Annotated in this window: 14 protein-coding genes, 1 tRNA gene and 1 pseudogene; 7 read left to right on the top strand and 9 right to left on the bottom strand. The window is 57.6% G+C overall.

Annotated features, from left to right (window positions below; all coding sequences use genetic code 11):
- Positions 1-8 precede the first annotated feature (8 nt).
- Complete coding sequence (locus FVW59_RS07275) at positions 9-740, bottom strand: ComF family protein (RefSeq protein ID WP_222711448.1); 732 nt, start codon at positions 738-740, stop codon at positions 9-11.
- Between the two features lie 78 nt (positions 741-818).
- Between FVW59_RS07275 and bioB the strand changes: the two genes are divergently transcribed.
- From bioB to FVW59_RS07245, 6 genes are all read left to right on the top strand, one after another.
- On the top strand, positions 819-1,871 hold the full coding sequence (gene bioB, locus FVW59_RS07270; protein ID WP_246139665.1) for a biotin synthase BioB: 1,053 nt from the start codon (positions 819-821) through the stop codon (positions 1,869-1,871).
- Positions 1,872-1,874: 3 nt separating this feature from the next.
- On the top strand, positions 1,875-3,050 hold the full coding sequence (gene bioF, locus FVW59_RS07265; RefSeq protein ID WP_148063599.1) for an 8-amino-7-oxononanoate synthase: 1,176 nt from the start codon (positions 1,875-1,877) through the stop codon (positions 3,048-3,050).
- The gene (gene bioC / locus FVW59_RS07260; RefSeq protein WP_148063598.1) at positions 3,040-4,644 is read left to right on the top strand and encodes a malonyl-ACP O-methyltransferase BioC; all 1,605 of its coding nucleotides are present in this window, start codon (positions 3,040-3,042) and stop codon (positions 4,642-4,644) included. The genes bioF and bioC overlap by 11 nt, the downstream gene beginning before the upstream one ends.
- Positions 4,641-5,318: a dethiobiotin synthase gene (bioD, locus tag FVW59_RS07255; protein ID WP_148063597.1), complete on the top strand. Its 678-nt coding sequence runs from the start codon at positions 4,641-4,643 to the stop codon at positions 5,316-5,318. Before bioC ends, bioD begins: the two co-directional genes overlap by 4 nt.
- A gap of 207 nt (positions 5,319-5,525) precedes the next feature.
- Complete coding sequence (locus tag FVW59_RS07250) at positions 5,526-7,319, top strand: acyl-CoA dehydrogenase C-terminal domain-containing protein (protein WP_148063596.1); 1,794 nt, start codon at positions 5,526-5,528, stop codon at positions 7,317-7,319.
- 136 nt (positions 7,320-7,455) lie between these two features.
- The gene (locus tag FVW59_RS07245; protein WP_148063595.1) at positions 7,456-7,671 is read left to right on the top strand and encodes a DUF3094 family protein; all 216 of its coding nucleotides are present in this window, start codon (positions 7,456-7,458) and stop codon (positions 7,669-7,671) included.
- Between the two features lie 3 nt (positions 7,672-7,674).
- Here the strand turns inward: FVW59_RS07245 and FVW59_RS07240 are convergent, their stop codons facing one another.
- Complete coding sequence (locus FVW59_RS07240) at positions 7,675-9,237, bottom strand: tetratricopeptide repeat protein (RefSeq protein ID WP_148063594.1); 1,563 nt, start codon at positions 9,235-9,237, stop codon at positions 7,675-7,677.
- 104 nt (positions 9,238-9,341) lie between these two features.
- Positions 9,342-9,872 carry an OmpA family protein gene (locus tag FVW59_RS07235; protein ID WP_148063593.1) on the bottom strand — a complete coding sequence of 177 codons (531 nt, stop codon included), beginning with the start codon at positions 9,870-9,872 and terminating at the stop codon, positions 9,342-9,344.
- A gap of 349 nt (positions 9,873-10,221) precedes the next feature.
- Between FVW59_RS07235 and FVW59_RS07230 the strand changes: the two genes are divergently transcribed.
- Positions 10,222-10,298: transfer RNA gene (locus FVW59_RS07230), tRNA-Pro, on the top strand.
- A 350-nt stretch (positions 10,299-10,648) separates the two neighbouring features.
- Here the strand turns inward: FVW59_RS07230 and FVW59_RS07225 are convergent.
- From FVW59_RS07225 to FVW59_RS07200, 6 genes and pseudogenes are all read right to left on the bottom strand, one after another.
- On the bottom strand, positions 10,649-11,476 hold the full coding sequence (locus tag FVW59_RS07225) for a hypothetical protein (protein WP_148063592.1): 828 nt from the start codon (positions 11,474-11,476) through the stop codon (positions 10,649-10,651).
- Positions 11,473-13,053 (bottom strand): AAA family ATPase, encoded by a 1,581-nt coding sequence (locus FVW59_RS07220; RefSeq protein WP_148063591.1) that lies wholly within the window; start codon positions 13,051-13,053, stop codon positions 11,473-11,475. Before FVW59_RS07220 ends, FVW59_RS07225 begins: the two co-directional genes overlap by 4 nt.
- Positions 13,054-13,066: 13 nt before the next feature.
- Positions 13,067-15,070, bottom strand: a complete 2,004-nt coding sequence (locus FVW59_RS07215) for a restriction endonuclease subunit S (RefSeq protein ID WP_148063590.1) — start codon at positions 15,068-15,070, stop codon at positions 13,067-13,069.
- A complete protein-coding gene (locus FVW59_RS07210) occupies positions 15,070-16,557 on the bottom strand; it encodes an N-6 DNA methylase (RefSeq protein WP_148063589.1) in 1,488 nt (495 codons plus the stop codon). Before FVW59_RS07210 ends, FVW59_RS07215 begins: the two co-directional genes overlap by 1 nt.
- A gap of 21 nt (positions 16,558-16,578) precedes the next feature.
- Entirely contained in the window at positions 16,579-19,008 is a 2,430-nt protein-coding gene (gene hsdR, locus FVW59_RS07205; protein WP_148063588.1) for an EcoAI/FtnUII family type I restriction enzme subunit R, read from the bottom strand.
- 309 nt (positions 19,009-19,317) lie between these two features.
- A pseudogene (locus FVW59_RS07200) lies at positions 19,318-19,671 on the bottom strand (hypothetical protein); the annotation flags it as partial.

Below are 19,671 nucleotides of genomic sequence, written 5' to 3'. Positions count from 1 at the left end.
AATCCTTGTCAGTTCGCGGGGGCGGGAGTACGCGCCAGGCACCACAGTTGCACCTCCCGCGCGCCTCCGGCCTTCAGGCAGCGGGCCAGTTCGCTGGCAGTGGCACCGGTTGTCATAACGTCGTCGACTACTGCGACCCGCAAATTGTCACAGCGCCCCCGCAATGTAAAGGCGCCGTGCAGGTTGCGCTGCCGCGCGGCGGCGTCCAGGCCCGCCTGCACCGCCGTTGCACGCTGGCGCCGCAGCAGGCGCCGCGCGAGGCACTTGTCACCCAGCGCCGGATGGCGCCGGTACAGCAGTTCGCTGAACTGGCCGGACTGGTTGAAGCCCCGGCGCAGCAGTTTCCGCCAGTGCAGGGGCACCGCCACCAGCACATCGACTGGCGGTGGTTCCGGCACGGCGTCCTGCCACAGGCTGGCTGCCAGCAGCCCCAGGCGCGGCAGCGGCTGGTACTTCCAGCGCTGGATCAGCAGGGCGAGCTGGGGGTCGTAGCGGTAGGGAGCGATCACCCGGTCAAAGGGCGGCGCCTTCTGCGCCAGGCAGCGGCCGCAGAAACGGGCGCTGTGGCGCGCCAGCGGCAGGGCGCAGCGCTCGCAGCAGGGCTGGTTGAGCGGCAGCTCCCGCCGACAGTCGCGACACAGGGGCAGGGCGGTGTTGCTCGTCAGGCCACAGAACAGGCAGTACTGGGGCAGCAGGATGTTGAGCCCCTGGCTGAGCGCCCACCGGAACTTGTTAACCATACCTGCCGCTCCCGGTTGACAGCAATGCTGGCGCAACTATCATGGCGGCTTTACCTCTTGCAGTTATGGACTCGCACTATGTCGGTTGCCGAAATGAACCCCGCTCCCGCCCAGCGCCCGCTGATCCGTCATGACTGGACCCGCGCCGAGGTGCAGGCCCTGTTTGATCTGCCCTTCAACGATCTGCTGTTTCAGGCCCAGACCCTGCACCGCCAGTATTTTGACCCGAACGAAGTACAGGTCAGCACACTGCTTTCCATCAAAACCGGCGCCTGTCCGGAGGACTGCAAGTACTGCCCCCAGAGCACCCGTTACGACACCGGCCTGGAAGCGGAAAAGCTGATGGAAGTGGAGAAGGTGCTGGAGCAGGCCCGCGCCGCCAGGGATACCGGCGCGACCCGCTTCTGTATGGGGGCCGCCTGGCGCTCGCCGAAGAAGCGCGACATGCCCTACGTCACCGCCATGGTGCGCGGCGTGAAGGAGCTGGGCCTGGAGAGCTGCATGACCCTGGGCATGCTCACCGACGAGCAGGCCCGGGAGCTGGCCGAGGCGGGGCTGGACTACTACAACCACAACCTGGATACCTCGCCCGAGTACTACGGCGAGATCATTACCACGCGCACCTACCAGGATCGCCTGGAAACCCTCGATCACGTACGCAGCGCCGGCATGAAAGTGTGCAGCGGTGGCATTGTCGGCATGGGTGAAAACGCCGGTGACCGCGCCGGCCTGCTGCAGCAGCTGGCCAATATGCCCCGGCACCCGGAGAGCGTGCCCATCAACATGCTGGTGCGGGTGGAGGGGACGCCGCTGGCGGACGAGGCAGACCTCGATCCCTTCGATTTTATTCGCACCATCGCCGTGGCCCGCATCATGATGCCGGCGTCCCACGTGCGGCTGTCCGCCGGCCGCGAGGAGATGAACGAGCAGATGCACGCCCTGGCCTACTTCGCCGGCGCCAACTCCATATTCTATGGCGAGAAACTGCTGACCACCCCTAACCCGCAGGCGAACAAGGATATGGAGCTGTTCGGCCGCCTGGGCATCAACCCGGAACAGCGCCGGGTGGAAGCGGAACCCGCCGCGCCCGACCCGCGCTTCTACGACGCTGCCGCGGGCGCCAGCGCCTGAACCGTGTCGCTGTTTCGCGAGCGCCTGGCCGCCTCCCTGGAGGCGCGCAGGGTTGAACACCTGTACCGGCACCGGCGGATCCTGGGTTCATCCCAGGGGCCGCTGGTGCGCCTGGGTGATCGCGAACTCCTGAACTTCTGCAGCAACGATTACCTGGGTCTGGCGGCCCACCCGAAACTGGTGGCGGCCCTGCAGCAGGGGGCCCGCGACTACGGTGTCGGCAGCGGCGCCTCCCACCTGGTATGCGGCCACAGCCGGGCCCACCAGCAACTGGAAGAAGCCCTGGCCGACTACACCGGCCGCCCCCGGGCCCTGCTGTTCGGCAGTGGCTTTGCGGCCAATACCGCGACCCTGTCGGTGCTTCTGCAGCCGGGCGACACGGTACTGCAGGACCGCCTCAACCACGCCTCCCTGCTGGACGGCGGCCTGCACAGTGGCGCCCGCCTGAGCCGCTTTCCCCACAACGATCTCGACACCCTGGAGCGCAAACTGGCGCGACTCAGCGGCCCCGCGCTGGTGGCGGTCGACGGGGTATTCAGCATGGACGGCGATGTGGCGCCCCTGGCACCGCTGGCCGAACTCTGCCAGCGCCACGATGCCTGGCTGATGGTGGACGACGCCCACGGCTTCGGTGTGCTGGGCCAGCGCGGCGCCGGCAGCCTGGAGGCGGCGGGGCTCGGCTGCGGGGAGGTGCCGGTGTTGATGGCGACCCTGGGCAAGGCCCTGGGGTGCAGCGGCGCCTTTGTCGCCGGTGGCGAGGAGCTGGTGGAGGCCCTGATCCAGTTCGCCCGCAGCTATGTCTATTCCACCGCCATGCCGCCGGCACTGGCAGTGGCCGGTCTGGCGGCTCTCGCCCTGCTGCGGGAAGAGGCCTGGCGCCGCGAGCATCTGCAGCACCTGGTCGCCAGATTCCGTCGCGGGGCGGAGCAGCTGGGCCTGCCCCTGGCGGATGTTGGCGGCCCGATCCAACCGCTGCTGATTGGCGATGCCGGGCGCGCCGTGGCCTTCAGCGAAGCGCTGCGAGAGCGCGGCGTGCTGGTGGGGGCTATCCGCCCGCCGACGGTACCGGTGGGCACGGCGCGATTGCGCATCACCCTGACCGCTGGCCATTCGGAGCAGCAGGTCGACCAGCTGCTGGCAGCCCTGGAACAGGCCGGAGTCACCCGCCATGCAGCTTGAGCTGACTGTCGAGCGGCTGTGCGCCAGTGGCGAGGCCCGCACCGAGCTGGTGCTGTTGCATGGCTGGGGCAGCAGTCGCGCCTGCTGGCGCCCCCTGCTGAAAGCCCTGCGGCCCTGGGCCAATGTATCCCTGCTGGATCTGCCGGGCCTGGGTGGCGAGGGCAACCCGGGTGACGCTGCGACGCTGGCCCGCGCTGTCGTCGACGCCTGCCCCGACGGCGCGGTGCTGGTGGGCTGGTCGCTGGGTGGGCAGATTGCCAGCCTCGCGGCGGCACTGGCGCCGGAGCAGATCCGCGCACTGGTCACGGTGGCCAGCAACCCTCACTTTACCGCTGCCGACGGTTGGCCCGGGGTGCCCGCGGCCAATCTGCAGCAGATGGCCAGTGCCCACAAAACCAACCCCGCGCGCAGCCTTGAGCGTTTCGAGGCCCTGCAGGCACTGGGGCAGCCCGCCGCCGCCGGCCTGCGCCGGCACCTGGCCGCCTGCCGCGGCAATGCGGCCGCCTGCGCCAGCGGGCTGGAGTGGCTGGCCCGGCTGGATACCCGCGCCGTGCTCGCCGGGCTGGCGCAACCGCAGTTGCACCTGCTGGCCGGGCGCGACAGCCTGCTGCCCGCGGAGCTGGCAGCGGCCCTGGCCGCGCAGCTTCAGAGTCTGCCCGGAGCGGTGGTGCGCAGTTTGCACGAGGGCGGACACGCCCTGCCACTGCAGTGCCCGCAGCTCGTCGCTGCCGAACTCGAGGCTTTTCTGCAACAGCAGAACCTGCTCGCCGCCGGCGATGCCGCCGGAGACGCCGGGGTGCGGCTGGACAAGGGCGCCATCGCCGCCTCTTTCAGCCGCGCCGCCAGCACCTACGACAGCGTGGCGGCGCTGCAGCGCGAGGTCGGTGAGCGCCTGCTGTTGCGCCTGCCGCCAGCGAAGGACAGCGTCGCCACCGTGCTCGATCTCGGCTGTGGTACCGGCTATTTCCAGCCCGCCCTCAGTCAGCGCTACCCGGCGGCGCACTATATCGGCCTCGATCTCGCCAGCGGCATGTTGGACTACGCCCGCAGCGCGCGCGGCACCGACGCCCGCTGGGTGGCGGGGGACGCGGAACAGTTACCGCTGGCGGCGGATTCCGTGGACCTGGTGTTTTCCAGTCTTGCCATCCAGTGGTGCCAGCGCCCGGCGGCCCTGTTCGCCGAACTGCAGCGGGTGCTGCGCCCCGGTGGCCTGTGCCTGTTCAGCACCCTCGGCCCCGCCACACTGCAGGAACTGCGCAGTGCCTGGGCCGCGGTAGACAGCGGGCGCCACGTCAATGATTTCCTGCCGGCGGCCGCGCTGGAGCAGGCCGCCGGTCCGGCCCTGCACCTGGAGCGGGAATTGCTTGGCCTGGGCTATGCCCGGCTGCGCCAGCTGTTCGATGAACTCAAGGGCATCGGCGCCCACAATGTGCACAGCCAGCGCCCTGCCGGGCTGGGGGGGCGCAGGGCCCTGGCCGGCATGATGGCGGCCTACGAGGGCTTTCGCAGCGAAGGCCTGTTGCCGGCCACCTATGAGGTCTTCTACGGCGTGTTCAGCAAGCGTGGCGCAGGCCACCGGGAGCAGGCGGCGTGAAGCGGGCGTGGTTTGTCACCGGTACCGATACCGAGGTGGGCAAAACCGCGGTGAGTTGCGCTCTGCTGAGGGCTGCCGCGCGGGCCGGTCTGTGCACCGCCGCGGTCAAGCCGGTGGCGGCCGGTTGCGACGACAACGGTCACAACGAAGACGCCCTGGCCCTGCAGGCCGCGATGACCGAAACCCTGCCCTACGCCCAGGTAAATCCGGTGGCCCTGGCACCGCCGCTGGCACCCCATATCGCCGCCGAGCAGGCCGGCCGCCGCCTGCAGGCGAGCCGTCTGGCGGGATTGTGCCGTGGGGTAATGGGCGGCACCGCGGACCTGACCCTGATCGAGGGCGCAGGTGGCTGGCGGGTGCCCCTCAATAACCGCGAGACCCTGGCCGACCTGGCCCGGGAGCTGAACACGCCGGTGATTCTGGTGGTGGGCATGCGCCTGGGCTGCATCAATCACGCCCTGCTCACCGCCGAGGCCATCGTCCGCGACGGCCTGCCGCTGGCCGGCTGGGTGGCCAATCAGTGCGGCGAGCGCATGGGTTGCCACGAGGAGAACGTCGCCACCCTGCGCGACTGGCTGCCGGCCCCGCTGCTGGGCGAAATTCCCCACCTCTCTCCCTTCTGCCCGGACAGGGCCAGCGAGTACCTCGATATCAAAGCACTGCTGGGTAAGTAAGCGCTTACACATTTTTTTCTTGCCGGCCCACAGCTGCGCCTTATAACGCCTCTTCCACTAAAGCCCTGCTCCCCTTAGTCGAAAAGATATTTGACAGCGGACATTTTTTGCGCAAAATGTGAACGCCGAACACATGGGCCCCTCGCCATTCGGGCAAACCCGCCCCGGGGCTTCCATCTGCCACCTGTTCTAGATGAGGTAAACCGTATGCCTGAGTACAAGGCCCCCCTGCGCGATATGCAGTTTGTGATGCACGAAGTGCTCGAAACCGAAGCCCTCTATCAAAGCCTGCCCGGTTTTGAAGAGGCCACCGCAGACCTGATCAACGCCATTGTCGAGGAAGGCGCCAAGTTTGCCGAGAACGTGCTCTCCCCCCTCAACCAGAGCGGCGACGAAGAGAGCTGCACCTGGTCAGACGGCGAGGTGAAAACCCCCGAAGGTTTCGCCGCCGCCTACCAGCAATACGTGGAAAACGGCTGGGCCGCCATGTCCGCCGACCCCAACTACGGTGGCCAGGGCATGCCCGCCTTCGTCGGCAGTGTGGTCAGCGAAATGGTGGGCACCGCCAACTGGTCGTGGGGCATGTACCCGGGCCTGTCCCACGGTGCCGTGAACACCCTGGAAGCCCACGGCGACGAAGAGCAGAAGCAGAAATACCTGACCAAGCTGATCGAAGGCAGCTGGACCGGCACCATGTGCCTGACCGAGGCTCACTGCGGGTCCGACCTGGGCCTGCTGCGCAGTAAAGCCGAGCCCCAGGCAGACGGCAGCTACGCCATCACCGGCACCAAGATATTCATCAGTGCCGGCGAGCACGACATGGCCGAGAACATCGTCCACATCGTACTGGCCCGCCTGCCCGACGCGCCGGAAGGCACCAGGGGCATCTCCCTGTTCATCGTGCCCAAGTTCAATGTCAACGACGACGGCAGCCTCGGCGAGCGCAATGCCGTGCGCTGCGATTCCATCGAGAAGAAGATGGGTATCAAGGCCTCCGCCACCTGCGTGATGAGCTTCGACGGCGCCAAAGGCTACCTGATCGGCCCGCCCAACAAGGGCCTGGCCTGCATGTTCACCTTCATGAACACCGCCCGCATCGGCACCGCCATCCAGGGCCTGGCCCACGGCGAGCTGTCCTACCAGGGCGCCCTGGCCTACGCCAAGGACCGCCTGTCCATGCGCAGCCTCAGCGGCCCGAAAAATGCCGACGGCCCGGCCGACCCGATCATCGTGCACGCCGATGTACGCCGTATGCTGCTGACCCAGAAGGCCCTGGCCGAGGGCAGCCGCGCGTTCATCTACTTCCTGGCCCAGCAGGGCGACATCGTGCATGCCGCCGACGGTGAGCGCGCCAAGAAGGCCGACGACCTGCTGGCCCTGTTGACCCCGATTGCCAAGGCCTTCATCACGGAAACCGGCTTTGAGTCCGCCAACCATGGCGTGCAGATTTTCGGTGGCCACGGTTTCATTCGCGAATGGGGCATGGAGCAGATCGTGCGCGACGCGCGCATTTCCATGCTCTATGAAGGCACCACCGGTATCCAGGCACTCGATCTGATCGGTCGCAAGGTGCTGGGCTCTGGCGGTCAGCTTCTGCTGGCCTTCACCGGCCTGATCGACGAGTTCTGCGAGGCCAACAGCGACGAGGCGGTAGCACCCTTTGTCGCCGCCCTGAAACAGCACAAGGACGAGTGGCTGGAACTGTCGATGAAGATCGGCGAAGCGGCCATGCAGAATCCGGACGAAGCCGGCGCCGCCGCTGTGGATTACCTGATGTACGCAGGCTACGTGACCCTGGCCTACTTCTGGGCCCGCATGGCCGCCGTCGCCCAGGCGAAAATTGTCGCCGCCGAGGGTGACACCTCCTTCTACCAGGCCAAGCTGATGACCGCGAAGTTCTACTTCGACCGTCTGCTGCCGCGCACCGCGGCGCACAAACAGGCCCTGCTGTCAGGCGCCGACAACCTGATGCAGATGCCTGAGGAACTCTTCGCCTTCTGATACAGACGGCGTGACTTGAGTGTGTGTTCGGGGGACAATGGCGCAAGCCTGTCCCCCTTTTTTATGTGCAGGATGTACCGGGCCGCGTTCGGCTGTACATCGCGAGAGGGCAGGACGCCCGTAGTGATGAATTGCCATGTCAGAACATAAACAGAATCAAAGCGACGCCCAGGATGAACCCCGCCTATACCCGGAAGACCAGGCGAAAGTCGACGCCTTCCTGCAGCGCGGTGTCAACGCGGTGGAGCGCAAGCCCTTCCGGCCCTTCCGCCTGCTGCTGATCCTGGTGGTGATTGTGGTCGGCCTGAGCTTTTTCAGCCAGCTGCTGGCCCGCTGGGCCGGGGTCTATTGACCCTCAGCCCGGTTTGACCAGGCAGTAGAAACCGCCGTCCAGCCACTCGTTGCGCTCCATGCGCAGCGGTGTGATTTCAAAATGCTTCAGCTCCAGCCCGGCACCGGTGGCGCAGGCCTCCACGTAGTCGCGGCTGTGGGCATAGCGCGCGCTGGGCAGCAGCTCGTACTCCCCTTCCAGCAGGTGCTCGGTGGTGAACAGGAACTGGGCGCCCGGCGCGGCAGCAGCGGCCACCGCCGCAAAGATCCTGTCGAGCCGCCCCAGGTAGACCAGTGTGTCGGCGCAAAGGATGAGATCCGCCTGCTCTTCCAGGGTCGGCAGCGTGCTGAGCAGGTCGCCCTCGATGAGCTTGTGGTAGACGCCCTTTTTCTCCGCTTCCTGCAGCATCTGCGCTGCCAGGTCGATGCCGGTGAGGCGGGTCACCACATCGCTGAAGGCAACGCCCGCCAGGCCGGTACCGCAGCCCAGGTCGAGGCCGACGTTTTTGACGCCGCCGTCAGAATTCAGCTGGTCGTACAGCGAGCGCAGCTTGGTGGGGCCGGCGTAGCCCAGGGTGTTGCCCAGGTGTTCTTCAAAGCCCACCGCGTAGGCGTTGAACACCGAGCGCACGTAGGCCTCCGGCGCGCGTTCGCTGCGGCGGTGCTGCAGGGCGTCCAGGTGGTGTCGGGCGTTGGCATCGCCGGGGCTCAGGGCCAGCACTTTGGAAAAAGTCTCTGCCGCCGCGTGGTACATGCCCGCGCTGTTCTGCACATTGGCGAGTCCGCGCAGGGCAGGCACGTCGTTGGGCAGGTCCTTGAGGATGCGTTGATAGCAGCTGCCGGCCTTGCCGCCCTGGCCCTGGCTGAAGTAGGTGGTCGCCAGGCCGCGCCGGGCCGCGTGAAAATCCTCGCGGATGCCCAGTGCGCTTTCGTAGCAGGCGATGGCGTTTTCAGCGTCGCCGAGGTCAACGTAGGTGTTGCCCAGGTTGTGGTAGGTTTCCGCAGATATCGGGCGCAGCTTGAGCGAGGTCTGGTAGCTTTTTACCGCCTCCCGGTTGGCCTTCATCCCGCGCTGGCTGTTGCCGAGGTTGTACCAGCTGTCCGGGTCCCGCGGATTGCTGTTGAGAAGGGCCTGGTAACAGCGCGCGGCCTCTGCATAGCGCTTCAGCTTGTTGTAGGCGCTGCCGAGGTTGTTGATCGCATCGGCAAAATCAGGCTCCAGTTGCAGGGCCCGGCGGTAGTCCTCGATTGCGGCTTCCGGCCGCTCCATGCGGGTGTGGATGACCCCCAGCAGATTGTGCAGGGCGGGTTGCTCCGGGTGCAGGCGCACCAGCTGGCTGGCTTCCGCCCGGGCCGCCTCCAGCTTGCCGCGCCGCATCAGGTGGGTGACGCGATCGAAATCGTCCCGGGTCAGTGGACCGCCGGGCTGGGATTGCAGGGCCTTCAGGGCCTTGCGCGCCTTCTTGTTGCCCGGTTGCTGGGCCAGAATCTGGTGATAGATGCGCTTGGCGGCTTCCACCTGCCCCTTGCTGGCAAGGGAACGGGCTTCGGCCATCTGTTGATCGGCGCTTAGGGAACGTTGGCTCATCGGGCTGTACTGGGATTTGTTCGGGGAGGGCTACTGTAATTGCCCCGCCTTTATTAGTACAGCGCAGGGAGGGTGCGGCCACGCCAGGCGTGGCCGCGAACGGGTCAGAAGTTGAAGCCGACACCCAGCACATAGGCCCAGGCGCCATCGTCGAAGTTATCCTCGGCCGAGTCGCCGCTGTCGAAGAAGAACTGGTATTCGGCACGGCCCAGAATGTAGGTGGATTCCAGCACGTAGTATTTCAGGCCGAACTCCAGGCCGGCAAAGGCGCTCTCCTTGACGTTGTCGCCGTAGATGCCACCCAGGCTGGCGCCGAGAAACGGCCGCGCATTGCCGCTGCCGAAATGGTAGTTGGCGTAGCCGCGGGTGCTGCCGTTCCAGGCGTCGTCGGTGACCCCTTCACCTTCGATGTCGGCGTAGCTGACGCTCTGGCGGATACCCAGGGACAGGTCGGGCGAGGTGTACCAGCCGATGTCGCCGGAAATACCGAAGTTGCTGTTATCGAAATCCTTGTCACTGGTACCGGTGCCCGACAGTGAGAATTCGCGGTCGCCTTCCTGCGGCGCTGCGGCCAGTGCAACGGGCAGCAGTGCAGTGCAGAAACCCAGGGCGACAGTTTGTTGTAGCTTTTTCATTGTGTACTCCTTACGACGAGATGATCGCAATGGCCCGGCGGCGTAGCCGCGACAGTCGAACGGGGAATGCCCGGAATGAGGGGGTTACCAAAGGGCCAGAGGATCGAAAGTTACCCCGGGCGGATTGATTCCCAGCCGACTGTTGTGTTGACTGCCGGCGCGGGGGTACAGCGAAGTTACCGGCGCTGTACCGCTGCGCTGGAAGTACCGGTTTGGACAGGTGGCAGAGGGCCCGGGTTCAGACTGGTGTGCGTGAATATTGCCTTGCAATCACCGCCACCGGAAATGTAGGAGGAGGGGCTTGGTTGCCGTTATTCCCTCTGGTATAGTTGCGCCCCCTTGAAATTCACGGTGTGTAGCGCAGCCTGGTAGCGCACTTCCTTCGGGAGGAAGGGGTCGGAGGTTCGAATCCTCTCACACCGACCAATACGAAACGGTCACCCAATCGGGTGGCCGGTGGGTGTGATGGTGGTGAGAACCTCCCCAGGTTCGACAAACTGTGCCTACGGCACAGTTTGCACCGAGCCGCGCATGCGGCGAAGCCCCGCTGGGGTCACAACAGGCTTTAGCCTGTTGTGAGTCATCCTCTGCTGCGAGCCACTTCGAATCCTGTGAGAGGATTGGAACCACAGGCTCAATCGACGTCTTCAATAGGAACTGATTTATACCGTTCTAAGCACCTAGATTGGTGCAATAAATGCAGAAAGCGCATAGTTCAAGCAGAATAAAACCAACATGCATTCATCTCTACAACTGCGTATTTGTAATTTAATGGTTTAAGAAGCTGCGATTCTTGCAGCCATAGGATCTCCGGTTTTAATAAGCGCCGCTTTCGCCACTGAGGAGAACTCAGCTTGCCTAGATATCATTTGCCGTAAGAGCCTTAAGTCTCTCTTTGCCTCAGCGCGCTTGGCTACCCCCCCATTGCCGAGTTTTGCCTCTTTCATAGCATTTTGGTAACTATTGAATATTTCTCTGCAACTAGCCCAGACTTGTGCACGACGAATATTAAGTATTCTTTCGTCTAAATAATATTTATCTATGGTGAAGAGCACTCTTTCCCTATCCTGATCCTCAGCACCTTCTTGTGGAACAGGTTTGCCATTGTCGTCGAAGCTCAAAAGCAAATAGTCTTCTTCGTCCATCGGGTCAAGAAACAAAGGTAGTTCGTCATGCCAGTCATCAACTTCACAGCCGCACCTCAATGGTTCGTTCAAAATAGGGAAGAATGTCCCTTTCTTAGCATTCGGTCGCCTTTTGCAGAGGCGATAGTTTTCTAGATCAAACGCCAACCAGTAATAACCAGGGTGACCGGCCAGATCAGTTCCATCTATACATTTGGTTCCCTTTTTTGGCCTGAAATGCTCAACCTCTTGGTAGTCACCCCCGAATTTGGTTTCTGTATACCAACACTTTTCATGGCTCAGATCGGATAGCCACTGAATCAAAACAGGGGCCCGCCAATGATTTTTATAAAGCTCAATCAACGCATACTTGGCCTCTAAATCAGGTGCAGCTACTATTTCCAAAGTAATTTCATGAGCGCGCGCTTTCCATACTTGTATTTCCTCGGGAAGATCGGCGGGAAATCTTACTCGCATCATGAAGATTTCTCCTCTTCAATTAGCTCGCTCAGAAGCTGGTCAGATAAAGCCTGTATCTCTCTATACTCCTCCGGGGTGAAATCGGGTTTTCTAAATGTCGGATTCCTACCTATCGCTTTGGCAAAGTTCGAAAAATACGGATTCGGATGAGCATGAGTCAACCCCATTTCCTCTAATTCATTGTTGAGTTTTTTGAGCTCATCCGATAACTCACCATCTACAACCTTCATTGACAACAAGCGGTTCCTTAAATCGATCTTAGATTGAATCTCTTTATCCAAGCTGGTGCGAATACCATATAGTTCTGATTGGATAATTGCCTCAACCCCAAGAGTTATCGGATCCTCTTTTGGCATAGAAGATGTTCTTCCCTCACCACTCTCGGTCAGCACCCTAACCTGAGACGCGTACAGCGACGTGAGCATTAGAGGATCATGGGTAGTCAGAATCACCTGACTACTTTTCCATGCGTTTACACCAGTTTCCTCACTATCGTGATCGAGGATTCTCTGGATCTGATCAAAGAAGTCCAACTTCCAACGGGGGTTTAGGTACGTATCGGGCTCGTCCAGCAGATAAAGTGACTCATCATCACGGGTAAATTTCATCAGACCAACTACAGTAAGTAACTGTCTCTCTCCTTCAGATAGCTCGGCGAAAGTCACCTTTTCATTGTTCGACAATATGACGGATATTATCGTGTCCTCTAGCAAGTCAGCTATATATGTACTCTCCAGATATTTAAACAAAGTTGCAGTATCCGGATATCTATCACGTAACCGCTGTAAAGACTGCTTATCTGGCAAAAACAAATAGAGTCGATCTTGTTGTTCCGATCGCCCCCGAAAATCTATGACCTTGCGTTCTTTGTTATCGATGGGAGCAATTGATTCTTCCCATAAGTCCGAGAGAAATTCCTTGACCACTCCCCTCGCATACCAAAACCTACGATCGCCCTCATTTTCCATAATGGCGCTTGGTTTCGACTTGAACCAGAACGGTTTCTTTAGGCGAAACAAAACGGAGTCTAGAGAGACTATGCCAAGCTTATGCAATATGTCGTTGCACGCTGGATCGTCATCAACCAAAAAAGCCAACAAGACAAAGTAGCTGTGTACGTCGCGGCAATAGAAAAATCTGCGAAGAATCGAGTCCTCGCCCTCGGTCAAACGCTTATAGAACTGCGTCTGATGTTTCACAAATAATTCTTCTATACGCCAGTTTGTTCCCGAGTAATATGTAAAAATATTCAATGGCAACAACTCATCTCTATTCGACCTCAAAAAGGCCAAGGATTTCTTGGAGCCATCAACGCTGACTTTTGTGTTTCTCCTTACTAGCGAGTCGTAATCTATCTCAATTTCGTGACCTCTACATTCATAGCTCAATCCGTAACTGAAATCGAGGGTCTCGCTCAGGTCTATAGATCGAAAAACAGAGACTATTATTTCTATGAGATTCGATTTGCCAACGCCGTTCTGACCAATCAGAGTGGTTATGGATGAATCAGCATCAAAATTCGTAGTGAAAGCTACAAACCCCTTGTAGTTGGATACCCTTAGTTCCCTGAGCTTCACCTAATTCGCTCCTCTATCCCTCAAGGATACCGGCCACTGGTTTAAGTACATATCCAGCCTCGATTTCGAGTTTCAATTGACTATAGAAAGTCGGCAGTTCCAATTGCGACTTCTTCCATATAGCCTTGGCATCAGCCTTTCCGTTCTCAGCCATAATTAGCGGAGCGATGATGGAGTCGTCACCCGGCGTCCTCTTTCCAAGCATCAACTGAGTAGTTATTTTCATCTCTTTATAGCCTCCGCTGTTAGTAAGAATTTTGTTATTGGAAGAGCCGATCAGGTGGTCTCCAATCAAGTCTGATATTTGAACCGCTATTTTCTCTACTGACTTCAAACAGTCTTTTAAGCGATTGCAGATCGAGAGCAACTCATCAACCTTTCCCACAATTCGGGCTTGCTCTTTTATTGGAGGGAGCGGCAAAGGCATTTTTCGAAAATCTCCAACATTTATCCCCTTAAGAGCAACGCCTTTAGTCTCCCCGGCCATCCACGCCTGGCAAACTGGCGCATCTATGCATACTCTTATGTATCGCCTGTCAACAAATCTACTTACAGGAAACCGCAATACATGCTGAGTTATGTTTCCACCTTCCAGCTCGGGCGGGACAAATGCTGTTTTTCCTATAGTGCCGTCCTTAGTAATTAGAAGATCGCCAGGTACTAATCTTGTTTTTTCAAACTTAGATGCCCTTTCGATGTCACACTTTCTTAGTTTATCGATTTCAATCTCACCGTTACGCATTTCAGATATCCGAACCGTCGGGACACCCTCCTCGGACCACACCGGTTTCAATATTCCATAAGTAACTATCTCTTCAGGTCTACAGAGCTCTTGAACAGATGTGAGACTCCACCCAGGAGCGAGGTCAAAACCCAAGCTATTCTGCTCCTCTTCACTGGGCACTCTTTCTTTTCTGGTTTTGCCCTCTTCAATCAACTGCTTTTTTTCTGCAGCAATTTGTTCTAACACTACACTCGCTGGCTCGTCGCCCGGATATTGAGGGACCAGTTTTCCCGTCACTGCGAGCTGCAATATTGTTTGTTCGACCTGGCCGATGCTGTGTTCGGTGGTGAACAGAGTGTCGAAGTGTTCGGCGATTCTGGACCAAGCTTGGTTAAACGCTTCGGCGTTTTGGGCGTTGGTGAGCACAGCCAGCAGGGTTTCTACCAAAGTTTGGTGAGCGGTGAAGCTGTTTTTTTGTTGGACTTCTAGGGCATCACACAGGGCCATGAGTTCGTCGACTTTGGCCACTATGCGTTCTTGTTCCTCCAAGGGCGGAATAGGAATAACCCCAGCGAAAAACTGCTTGTCGTTAATTGCCGGATAAGCAATACCCGCCTGAACACTCTCCACATAACCTACGAAAGTTGGTGACCTTAAGTACCTATGCAAATAGGATGCATTAATTCCGGTAAAGGGGTGGATAATCGCAAATGCAGTACTTGCTATAGGTTCGGGTTCGAATTCCCTATCTACCACGGCTATATTTAGAAGGTATGGTCTAACTGTTGAGTAGATCACAGTACCCTTCCTGACAATCTTTCTAGCCCTTGAAGGCGCATTAGAAGGCAGAATTACGCTAGGCTCAGATACAACACCTAGCTCTTTATTTATTGCCCCAACATCAATATATGTGAACTCACAGTCCGGAGTTTTTTGACCCCAATCATGGCCTATATCCGCTAATCTAACCCACTCCCATGTGCTAGGAATAGCATGTGGAATTTTATCACGATCTATAGGCTCATATTTCTTCGGTTTTTTAATTATCTTTTCTCTTACTAATTTAGTCTTTTCAGCCGCCATGATTTCAAGTAATTTTTTTACGGGGGAATCTTTTTTATCCTGAGGCACCAATAATCCGCTTACAGCCAAATCAAGTATTAACTCCCTCAGCTTTTTTATTCCATAGAGTTCTCTTTCACCACTCGCCCCTCGCCCAGTAGCAGCTTTGGACTTAACCGCCGAAGACCAAACATCCAAACTATCCGTAATAAGTTTCTCAACAGCCGCCATTACTTAGCACCCTCACTAGCCAGCGCTGTCGATAAAATATTCTTTAACTCATCGCGCAGCTCTTGAATCTTTTGTTGCTGTTCGACGTAATCGGCTAACAGCTCTTCTGGGTCATGGCAGATTTGTTCTCCTACATGGGGGTTTTTGATATCGAGGTTGTAGTTGCGCTCCTTGATCTCATCCATACTGACTTGCCAGGCGAATTCGTTTTCCTGGCGGTTTTTGCGTTTGGTTTTAGTCTTAATTGTTCTTCCCTCACCCCACCACTCGGTGCAGGCGGCGAAGTCTTCTAGCTTCATGGGCTTGGTTTTGTTAAAGGCTTTAATGCCTTCTGGCAGGGGAACCTCGTAATACCAAATATCTTTGGTAGGTTTCCCCTTTTCAAAAAACAGGATATTGGTTTTGATACTAGTATAGGGGGCGAACACCGAGTTAGGAAGGCGCACCAAGGTGTGGAGGTTGCACTCTTCCAATAACAGTTTTTTGATCTTGGTTTTTACACCTTCACCAAAGAGAGTGCCATCGGGCAGAACGACGGCGGCTCGGCCATTTTCTTTTAATACCTCGAGTATATACTGCAAAAACAAGTCGGCGGTTTCGCGGGTTTGCATTTCACTGGGAAAGTTTTTCTCGATCCCGTCTTCTTCCATACCGCCAAAGGGCGGGTTGGAGACCACTACGTCGACCATGACCTCAATATCTAAACTTGAGAGTGGTTGATTTAAGGTATTGCCGTGGCGAATATTTTTTGGAACCTCGATGCCGTGCAACATCATATTGGTAGTGCAGAGCAGGTGTGGGAGTTGCTTTTTCTCTACGCCGCGTAGCGACTCTTGAAGCTGCCTTCTATCGTCGTTAGTTTTAACTTGCTTTTCTAACAAATCGACCGAGCAGGCGAGGAATCCACCGGTGCCACAGGCTGGGTCGAGGATGGTCTCACCTAGTTGCGGGTCGATCATTTGCACAATAAAACGAGTAACAGCACGGGGGGTATAAAACTCGCCAGCATTACCAGCGCTTTGTAGGTCTTTGAGAATTTGCTCGTAGAGATCACCGAACAGGTGGCGTTCTTCAGAGCTGGTAAAGTCGATCTCGTTGAGTTTGTTAATGACCTGGCGCAGCAAAGTGCCGTTTTTCATGTAGTTGAAGGCATCACTTAAGGCCTCTTTCACCACATAGCCCCTGGGGTTGGTATCGATAGGGGCGTTGAGGTTTTTAAGGTCATCAATCAATTTGTTATTGATAAAATCTAATAACTCATCCCCCGTCATACCTTGGCTATCTTCAGCCCAGTTACGCCATAAATACCGTTCTGGGATCGGCGCTTTATAGTTATCCAACTCAAACTCTAGCTCTTGTTCTTGGGCGTCGAAGATTTTGAGGAATAACAACCAAGACATTTGCCCCAGGCGCTGGGCATCGCCGTCAACACCGGCGTCTTTGCGCATGATGTCTTGGATTGATTTTATCACGCTTGATATAGACATTCGTTTCTCTACTGCTGGGCGCTAGGCGCTGTGTTTATCGTCGTACAGGACTTGTTCTAAGTCGCTGATGGCTTGTTCGTATTCTTTGGGGCTGCCAAAGGCTTTTTTAACAATTTCTAGGGGGCGGCCCATTTGATCAAATGGGGTGACTTTTAACACCTCTTTCGATTCGATTTCGGTGACGCCACTATCGGCATACTTATCCAACAAAGCATTGAGAACGGACTGAGCCGCCTCAGAGTATTGGCCGAAGTAGTTGCGTTTTTTGACGTTATCGGCGCGCTCTTTTCGGGTGAGTGGCGGTTGATCAAAGGCGACGTGGCAGATTAAATCAAAAGGGTCCAATTCGCGGCTGACGTCTTCTTCTAAGGCCTCCCAGATTACACCATGCTGTTCTAGCTCATCGATGATGGCTTGTTTGCGATCGCTGCTTTGCCACTTTTTGATGAAGTCATCCATGGTGGCGAATTGTTTTTTGATGGTGTTGCGGGTGTAGTCTTTAAAGGACTCGGTGATAAGCTTGCCGTCGGTATCGTAGTATTGCACGCGCTCGGCGACTTTGCGCACTGTGACGCCGGCAACGCGGTATTTGATGTGCTCGCTATGTTCGTCGTCGGGCCACTCGTCAGTGATGACTCCGCCGCCGGTGCCCGTGCCCTGGTCAACCCCTGCCCCGCCCGGTTTGTCGCCGTCACTATCGGTGGGGTTGCCGGCCAGTTCGTCGTCGAAGTCGGGATTGTCGGTATCGATGATGGTACCGGGGTCGGTTGTCATAATTTGTTCAGGTGGGCCATCGAAGGTTTCGTCGGCAAAGAGTTCGGTGGCTTTTTTGAAATCGAGGATAGTGAACCAGAGTTTGTTGTAGCGATCGTCGATACGGGTGCCGCGGCCGATGATTTGTTTGAACTTGGTCATGGACTGGATGTTTTGGTCGAGCACCACCAGCTTGCAGGTTTTGGCATCGACTCCGGTGGTCATCAGCTCGGAGGTGGTGGCGATGACCGGGTAGGCCTTTTTGGGATTTATGAAGTTGTCGAGCTGGGCTTTGCCTTGGTCATCATCGCCGGTGATTTTCATCACGTATTTGTCGTTCTTCTGCACTTGCTCGGGGTTGTGGTTGATGAGCGCGCGGCGCATACGTTCTGCGTGATCGATATCGTTACAGAAGACGATGGTCTTGGCCATAGGGTCGGTGCGCTGTAGGTAGGCGCTGATGGTTTGGGCGACCAGGTCTGTGCGTTCGTCGATCACCAGGGTGCGGTCGAAGTCTTTTTGGTTGTAAATGCGGTCGGGGATGGCTTCGCCTTGTTTGTCGACTTGGCCTTTTTCCGGGCGCCAGCCCTGGAGGTCGACATCGATATCGACGCGCACCACTTTGTAGGGGGCGAGAAACCCGTCTTCGATGCCCTCTTTGAGGGAGTAGGTGTAGACTGGCTTGCCGAAGTAATCGATGTTTGAGACTTCTTCGGTTTCTTTGGGGGTGGCGGTCATGCCAATTTGTGTGGCGGAGCTGAAATAGGTGAGGATTTCACGCCAGGCGCTGTCTTCGGCGGCGCTGCCGCGGTGACACTCGTCGATGACGATCAGGTCAAAGAAGTCGGGGCTGACCTGCTTGTAGGCTTTTTGCGATTCGTCGGGGCCGGTGAGGGCCTGGTAGAGGGCCAGGTGGATTTCGTAGGCGGGGTCGACGTTGCGGCCGGTGATTTTGGTCATGGCCTGGCCGAAGGGCTGAAAATCATTGATGCGGGTTTGGTCGACGAGGATATTGCGATCAGCCAAAAACAGGATGCGCTTTTTTTGTTTGGCCTTCCACAGCCGCCAGATCATTTGAAAGGCGGTGTAGGTTTTGCCGGTGCCGGTGGCCATGACCAGCAGTATGCGGTCATCCCCGTTGGAGACGGCTTCTACGGTTTTGTTGATGGCTTGTAATTGGTAGTAACGTGGCGATTTGCCGCTGCCGTCGTCATAGTAGTCCTGTGTGATGGTGGGGAGTTGCGCATCGCTGTAGCCCTTGAAGGCGCGGTACTTGGCCCAGAGCTGATCGGGGCTGGGGAAGTCTTCGAGGGCGATTTCAGTTTCTATCGGCTCGCCGGGTGAGGTGGTTTTATCGTGGAAGATAAAGCCATCGCCGTTGCTGGCGAAGACGAAGGGTACATCGAGTAATCGAGCATAATTTAGGCCCTGCTGCATACCTTTGCCGATTTCGTGTTTATTGGCTTTAGCCTCGATCACAGCTAGAGGCATGTTGGGTTTGTGGTAGAGGACGATATCAGCGGATTTGACGGTTTTGCGCACGCCCATTTGGCCGCGGACGATGACTTTGCCGTCGCGGAGTTTTACTTCCTGGCGGATTTGGAGCATGGAATCCCAGCCAGCTTGCTCTATGGCCGGGAGGAGGAACTTAGTAATGATATCTGTTTCTGTAAGTTGTTTTTTAGTCTTGTGGTCCATTCAAGACGATTCCACTAGCTTTGCTTTTGTGCTTCCAAAGACGTCGATGGGAGGTGAATTTTTGTTCGCTTCGGATAGTAACTCGTTAAGGCCGGTTCCGCCTAATATACATATAGGAATCAGCTTGTTATGAGTAAAACCTCGGACTGGACTTTACGTGATTACAGTTGGGGGAAGTGTTTAGTAAGTTACTATGGGGGTATAAATGGGGGTATATATAAATAAAATATTTATATTTTCCAATTATAACAATAGGTTAACTATATATTTAAGGCGGTCTCACACGCCGTATTTTCCAGGACTTTTTAATCAGGCGGGTTTTGTTAGCCCTCCGAAAGCTTCAATAACGGTCTCCTCGGCCTGTCGTATTTCATCGTCCCGCATCCAGCCAAAGTGGCTTTTGCGCTTGTTGGCGGACAACTGCCCGGCATTTTGGTGGACGACCCGGATGAATAGGTCGAGGTCGTGGCGTGGCCAGTCGAGCAGGGTATTGAGCGTTTTCCTGGCTCTGTCGAAGCCCAGCAGAAAGTCAATCTTGCGTATTCCAGACCAAGCCTGCCACTGATTCCACGCGAAGCCTGCCACCCATTCCACGGCAAAGCTGCCACTGATTCCAGGGCAAGCCTGCCACCCCGGCAGGCAGCCTGAGGGCACCCAACAGAG

The organism is Parahaliea aestuarii, from assembly GCF_008064635.1.
GTDB classification, from domain to species: domain Bacteria; phylum Pseudomonadota; class Gammaproteobacteria; order Pseudomonadales; family Halieaceae; genus Parahaliea; species Parahaliea aestuarii.
This window is presented reverse-complemented; position numbering and strand designations above follow the sequence as displayed.

Coding starts and splice junctions, on each gene's coding strand:
- FVW59_RS07250 (WP_148063596.1), top strand. CDS start 5,526: ATGCCTGAGTACAAGGCCCCCCTGCGCGATATGCAGTTTGTGATGCAC.
- hsdR (WP_148063588.1), bottom strand. CDS start 19,008: ATGGACCACAAGACTAAAAAACAACTTACAGAAACAGATATCATTACT.
- FVW59_RS07210 (WP_148063589.1), bottom strand. CDS start 16,557: ATGTCTATATCAAGCGTGATAAAATCAATCCAAGACATCATGCGCAAA.
- FVW59_RS07215 (WP_148063590.1), bottom strand. CDS start 15,070: ATGGCGGCTGTTGAGAAACTTATTACGGATAGTTTGGATGTTTGGTCT.
- FVW59_RS07225 (WP_148063592.1), bottom strand. CDS start 11,476: ATGATGCGAGTAAGATTTCCCGCCGATCTTCCCGAGGAAATACAAGTA.
- FVW59_RS07275 (WP_222711448.1), bottom strand. CDS start 740: ATGGTTAACAAGTTCCGGTGGGCGCTCAGCCAGGGGCTCAACATCCTG.
- bioC (WP_148063598.1), top strand. CDS start 3,040: ATGCAGCTTGAGCTGACTGTCGAGCGGCTGTGCGCCAGTGGCGAGGCC.
- FVW59_RS07245 (WP_148063595.1), top strand. CDS start 7,456: ATGTCAGAACATAAACAGAATCAAAGCGACGCCCAGGATGAACCCCGC.
- bioB (WP_246139665.1), top strand. CDS start 819: ATGTCGGTTGCCGAAATGAACCCCGCTCCCGCCCAGCGCCCGCTGATC.
- FVW59_RS07235 (WP_148063593.1), bottom strand. CDS start 9,872: ATGAAAAAGCTACAACAAACTGTCGCCCTGGGTTTCTGCACTGCACTG.
- FVW59_RS07240 (WP_148063594.1), bottom strand. CDS start 9,237: ATGAGCCAACGTTCCCTAAGCGCCGATCAACAGATGGCCGAAGCCCGT.